The 4551-nt window shown below is 42.6% G+C and carries 4 protein-coding genes and 1 pseudogene; all 5 read left to right on the top strand.

Translation table 11 applies throughout. The annotated features are described in order from the left end of the window. A pseudogene (locus SAPGRDRAFT_RS19640) lies at positions 1 to 316 on the top strand (hypothetical protein); the annotation flags it as partial. Between the two features lie 46 nt (positions 317 to 362). Next, on the top strand, positions 363 to 1520 hold the full coding sequence (locus tag SAPGRDRAFT_RS22770; RefSeq protein WP_002661242.1) for an RHS repeat-associated core domain-containing protein: 1158 nt from the start codon (positions 363 to 365) through the stop codon (positions 1518 to 1520). Between the two features lie 18 nt (positions 1521 to 1538). After that, complete coding sequence (locus tag SAPGRDRAFT_RS19625) at positions 1539 to 2447, top strand: hypothetical protein (protein ID WP_156002036.1); 909 nt, start codon at positions 1539 to 1541, stop codon at positions 2445 to 2447. A gap of 334 nt (positions 2448 to 2781) precedes the next feature. Next, positions 2782 to 3936: an RHS repeat domain-containing protein gene (locus tag SAPGRDRAFT_RS23715; RefSeq protein WP_002661240.1), complete on the top strand. Its 1155-nt coding sequence runs from the start codon at positions 2782 to 2784 to the stop codon at positions 3934 to 3936. Positions 3937 to 3947: 11 nt separating this feature from the next. After that, complete coding sequence (locus tag SAPGRDRAFT_RS19615; RefSeq protein WP_002661239.1) at positions 3948 to 4343, top strand: hypothetical protein; 396 nt, start codon at positions 3948 to 3950, stop codon at positions 4341 to 4343. The last annotated feature ends 208 nt before the right edge of the window (positions 4344 to 4551 follow it).

Below are 4551 nucleotides of genomic sequence, written 5' to 3'. Positions count from 1 at the left end.
CTTGTCCCTAGGCGGTTATTGGCATTTTGAGGCGGGCAAGCCGGGCCCCTCGGTCTTGCAATATGAGTATGACCCCATGGGCAACCGCTTGGCCAAAAAGAAATTGTATGTAGATGGTCCTGTGGATATTCGGTCGGAAGGGCAGTATTATGTTCGTGACCCTCAGGGGAATGTGCTGGCGGTTTATCAGTACAATGAAGAAAATATTGCGCTGGTCGATGACAAAGATAGCTTGTATTTAGAGGAGCTGCATTTATATGGCTCGGCCCGTTTGGGAATCTTAGAAAAAAGCCTTAGCTTTAAGGTATCGGGATGAGTCGGGGGCCGTTGGCTTGCCTGCTGGGAGTCTGCTCAAAACGGCTTTGGCGCAAAGCAGCTACCAGCAACTAGAGCTGGGCCGCCGCCGCTACGAGCTCTCCAACCATTTAGGCAACGTACTGGCTACGGTCAGTGATAAATCTTTGGGTCAAGACAGCAGCCAAACTGGACAGGCAGATTATTATTTGGCGCAGGTTTCTTCTGCAAGCCTATACTACCCATTTGGTTGGGAAATGCCTGGGCGTAAGTTTGTGAGTGGGGAGGACTATCGTTTTGGGTTTAATGGGAAGGAGGATGACCGAGATTGGGGGACGCAAAATATTCAGGATTATGGCTTTAGGTTGTATAATCCGAGTATAGGGAAGTTTTTGAGTGTGGATCCGTTGGCGCCTAAATATCCTGAGTTGACTTGTTATCAGTTTGCTTCTAATACGCCTTTATGGGCGATTGATTTGGATGGTTTGGAGGCGTATATTTCGACAGAAACAGGAGAAATAGTTGGTCAAATAGGGGATAATAATATGGTTAGAACTGTTAAGGCTGAAAATGTAGAAACAGTTTGTTTAGCGGCTCAAAATTTAGCTGAAAAGAACCCTTCTTTTGAAGAAAAAGCTTTAAATATAGACTATAAGGGTATTGCCGATGCTTTGAGTGAAGCGACACCATTAACTACGGAGGAATTGAATGTTCGAGCATTTTTAAGTACGATAAAAACAGCTGAAGGTCATGGCATTGAGCAAACTTATGATGTTTTATGGGGGTATAAAGCATATATGAAGCCAGAGCAAAGAGATGGAGATGCAGAACCTCATTTATATCACCCTATGAAACAAAGAAAAGGCTGGGGGGACTTAGGTTCTGCATCAGGAGCTTATGGGTTTACAATGGCTGGTTGGGAAGATTATGGATTGAAAAAAGGATACCCTAATTTTGATGGGAAGTATCAAGATCAAGCAGCTGTTTATGTTCTTGAAAGGTACGGTGCATTAGATTTTGTAAAGAAGGGCGAGTGGGAAAAAGCCTTGCCAAACATCAATGTATACCAGTGGCCATCATTGCCTGGAGGGAACTCTGGACAGCAAGGGCTCACTTTAGAGCAAACCAGAGAAGTTTTTAAAGCTAATGTGATAAAAGAGCTAAATAATAAATCGTCATTAGGAGCTCAACCAGGTGAATTAGATGTTGAACTTGATAAGAAGTAAATTATTAGAATGATTATTATGAATAAAAAACTATTGTATTTGGTCGCTTTGAGTTTAGGCTTATTGTCTTGCCAACCAGCAGTACAACCACCAACAGCAGAAGAAAAACGGCCTTTGGCTGCAGTAGAAGAGCAGAAAACTACAGTAGAGGAAGAAAAAGAAGCAGAAGTTTGGCTTCAAAAAACGGCTAGGGCAAAGGACATTAAGTTTAAGCTGAAAGGAGAGGAGTTGTACTATTTTTTTAGCAAGGATTGTGTTTATCCTTTTTCTTATGAGCGGCAGGAAAAGCAGTTATTGGTGTATTGGCCTAAAGAAATGCAGGTTATACGTAAATATAGTTCTTACTATGAACTAATTAGTGAAGACTGTCTAAAAGAACTGCCATTTTATGCTGCTGTGCAAGCCGATTCTCTTTTTGCGATTTATAAGCTGAATGCAGGCGAAGATCACTTTTTGGCCACTTATAGGGATAGCCTTTTGCCTCGAAAATATCCTCAGTTTTTTCCGGATAGCTTAGTGCTGGGAGAAAACTACCAACTACCTTTTGTGGTGCAGGAGGATAGCGTTTGGGGGAGCTCAAATGGCATCACTTTGAAATTTACGGAACGAAACATATTATATATGTATAATATGCAGTGTTATTTTGAATTTCCGATTAGTTATGAAAATGGGGCAGCAGTTATATATTGGGCTGATCGAGAGGATTGTAAATGGGATATGATGCATTGGAAAGCTTGGGCTCGTCCTGTTCCAAAAAAAGGGGAGCCATTTGCTCGCTTAGAACTTTATGCTGCGGATAGCATGGCTGTACATTATTATTATCCGGAATGGAAGGCCGCCTATAATGCAGCGCAAGTGAAACTGGATCATTTTCCGGATACTTTTTTTCGTGCTGATATAGCCTATAAATCTAATGTAGAAGAGTAAAGGACTACATTTCATTCTTTTTGTGGCTGAATTCTAAGTTAAAAGGCCAAATCGGCCTAGGGGCCTGCAAGGGGGCCGCGCAGCGGCAGACCGAGCCAGCTTGCTGGCGCAGGGCCGAGCAGGCTTGCGAGCCCTGACAACCAGCCCCTAAGGGGCGCCAGTTCGATGACCAACGGGAATAAACAGCCCGGCCGCCTTAGGCGGCAGGCCCCAAAAAAAGAAAAAAAATAGTATCTTTAGACCTCGTTCTTTGAAATAAAATGAGCTGGGCCGCCGCCGCTACGAGCTCTCCAACCACCTAGGCAACGTACTGGCTACGGTCAGCGATAAATCTTTGGGCCAAGACAGCAGCCAAACGGGGCAGGCAGATTATTATCTGGCGCAGGTTTTTTCTGCAAACTTATACTACCCTTTTGGTTGGGAAATGCCTGGCCGTAAGTTTGTGAGTGGGGAGGGGTATCGTTTTGGGTTTAATGGGAAGGAGACGGATGAGGATGCAACTAGTGGCAGCTATGATTTTGGAGCGAGGATGTATAATAGCCAGTTGGGGCGGTGGTGGTCTGTGGATGCTTTATCTAGTGAGTATCCTTCTGCAAGTCCATATAATTTTGCCCTAAATACTCCAATACAAGCTATGGATCCTGATGGTAATCTTGTAATTTTCGTTAATGGGTTCTGGGGAAGTGGAACAGGAGCATGTTGTGGTGGATTAATGGGGTATTGGGGAGATGATTGGGCTAAAAGAGTCATGTCTTCTATTGGAGATAATAAGGCTATGTTTTTTGATGGGGCATCTGGCGGACTGTGGGGGTGGGGGAATACCCCAGGTCAATATGGTGCTAAATTTAGTAGTGAGGGACGATATGATGCAGGGTATCAAATGGGAAAAACCCATGCTAAAGATATTATAGCAAGTTTAAAGGAGGGTGAGTCTATAAAGTTTGTTACAAATAGTATGGGGGCTGCATATCAGAAAGGTTTTTCACAAGCATTGGTAGATTATGTAACAGAGTATAATCAGGGAATTAGAGAAGTTGCAGAATTTGAAGGAAGTGACTATTCTGCTGAAAAATTTATCGCAGAACATGCTATTAGCATAAATATTGAATTTGTTGTGGATATTGCAGGATATACTGGACGCCCCGGAACAGGAATGGATGCGGATCCTAATGCAAAAACAAATTACTTTATGAGAAGTAAGGATGATTTAGTAGCAGGATATAAGGGGGCAGAAGTTAGAGGAGGAGTTGAGCTTGCAAAAGACAAAGTTTGGGCAAAGTTGCCTAGTGGAGCAAGAGCCTATCCTCCTGAACCAGATGTAAATAGTGAAGAGTTGCCACCTCTTTTTAAAATAGATATGCCTACAATCAATACTAAAGCAAATCACCCTCATCACGCATCATGGTGGAATCCGTCTTTTTTTCCTAGAAGCCAAAACAATGATTCTTCAGTGAAAGAACCAACTATTCTGTACGAACAAGGTAATTAACTTAGATTGATATGCAAAAAATATACTTATTTCTATTACTTAGTTTAGGTAGTTGTTATCAAATTATGAAGCCTGCACCTAAAGGAATTTATGGAGAGTATTACTACTCAATACTGTATACTACACCTTTAAACAGTCAGGAATTATATGAGAGAGCAACTTCAAGCTGTGGACTCTTTAGCATTAAGGACTCAACTTATTGGGAGTGTGAATTTACTGATGTTATTGAAGAGGATAGTTGTGATGAAAAATTTTTACTAGGCATTTATCCATTTGATTCTGTTCTGCAAATTAAGTTGATACAGGTTAATGGAGCTATAACTAGCGATGATGCTCTTTTTCAGAGAAGGAAGAAGTTTTATAAAGAAAAATTTGAAAAAGTTATCTTACCTAATTTCTTAAACTAGGTATTTCTCCAGACTAACTAGTACGCCGATTATCTTTAAGACTAGCAATCTCAGCTGTGTTAATTGGTAGTAGGGGCCTCCCGCCTTCGGCGGGCGCTACGTTTCGGGGCTCGCTGCTCGCTCGGCCCTGCGCGGGCAATGCCCGCTGGGTCTGGCCTTCGGCCACCCCTGCACATCGGTTACTCCCTTTGGTCGTCGAACTGCGCCC

The sequence above is a fragment of the Saprospira grandis DSM 2844 genome (assembly GCF_000275825.1).
Taxonomy (GTDB): domain Bacteria; phylum Bacteroidota; class Bacteroidia; order Chitinophagales; family Saprospiraceae; genus Saprospira; species Saprospira grandis_A.
This window is presented reverse-complemented; position numbering and strand designations above follow the sequence as displayed.

Coding starts and splice junctions, on each gene's coding strand:
- SAPGRDRAFT_RS19625 (WP_156002036.1), top strand. CDS start 1,539: ATGAATAAAAAACTATTGTATTTGGTCGCTTTGAGTTTAGGCTTATTG.
- SAPGRDRAFT_RS19615 (WP_002661239.1), top strand. CDS start 3,948: ATGCAAAAAATATACTTATTTCTATTACTTAGTTTAGGTAGTTGTTAT.